Below are 768 nucleotides of genomic sequence, written 5' to 3'. Positions count from 1 at the left end.
GTGTAGACCTTGCTCATTGGGGTTTCCCGACGTCTGACTAAAGGAGCTTGTAGTTATAGAGTCTTCGCGGCGTGTTCACCAGAAGGTTTTGATATTCCTGCGGGCGTTTGCCTGGCACTGCGACACGTAGGAAGCATCTGAAAATATCAGCGAATAGTATTTTTATTCCGTAAGTAAACTACCCCGCTCCATGACGGTCTACAGAACCGCAAATCGAGTGTTTATCTCCAGAGGTTCTAAACAGATGGCAGCAGTATTAGTCGGACAGTTTCATGCCAGAGACGCAGAAGGACGCGTGTATTCGGTGCATGAGTTCCAGGAATCCAACCCGGCGCAAGGCGACCTGGCTGGCTCGGCACCTACCACCACCTACAAGCTGGCCATTGGCGACCGTGTAGAGAAACTGGAAGGCGACGAATTCAAATTGATCCAATCGGGCACCATTCTTGTGCGCGAATCGCAAACCACCCTCGCTTCATAAGATCTCGCCCTATCCACCTGCTCAGTCCTGGCCATTGACGGCATTGACTGGGCTGGGGTGATCACGGACGACGGATCTCCGTGACCTCAATGCTCTGCTCTCCCTGCACCTTCTTCAGCGTCACCATCAGCCGCCCCCTCTCGCCGTCAACGGCATACAGCGAACGCTGGTAGCCTGCGGAGTTGTAGCCGGGATGCGCGACCACCTGCCTGACCAACTCCATGCCCAGCACAAAAAAAAAATCTACCCGCTAGACCAGTAAGTCTCTATAACAATTCTCACCCTCC

At 53.5% G+C, this 768-nt stretch carries 2 protein-coding genes; one reads left to right on the top strand and one right to left on the bottom strand.

Annotated features, from left to right (window positions below; translation table 11 throughout):
* Positions 1-190: 190 nt before the first annotated feature.
* On the top strand, positions 191-481 hold the full coding sequence (locus OMK64_RS21385) for a hypothetical protein (protein ID WP_272730127.1): 291 nt from the start codon (positions 191-193) through the stop codon (positions 479-481).
* A 61-nt stretch (positions 482-542) separates the two neighbouring features.
* Here OMK64_RS21385 and OMK64_RS21380 read toward each other — a convergent pair whose 3' ends face one another.
* Positions 543-713, bottom strand: coding sequence for a hypothetical protein (locus OMK64_RS21380; protein WP_272730126.1), 171 nt, complete (start codon positions 711-713; stop codon positions 543-545).
* Between the last annotated feature and the right edge of the window lie 55 nt (positions 714-768).

This window comes from Cellulomonas fimi (assembly GCF_028527925.1).
Classification (GTDB): domain Bacteria; phylum Actinomycetota; class Actinomycetes; order Actinomycetales; family Cellulomonadaceae; genus Cellulomonas; species Cellulomonas fimi_C.
This window is presented reverse-complemented; position numbering and strand designations above follow the sequence as displayed.

What these genes read in the sequence shown, in the direction of transcription:
- OMK64_RS21385 (WP_272730127.1), top strand. Translation starts at nt 191, where the DNA reads ATGACGGTCTACAGAACCGCAAATCGAGTGTTTATCTCCAGAGGTTCT.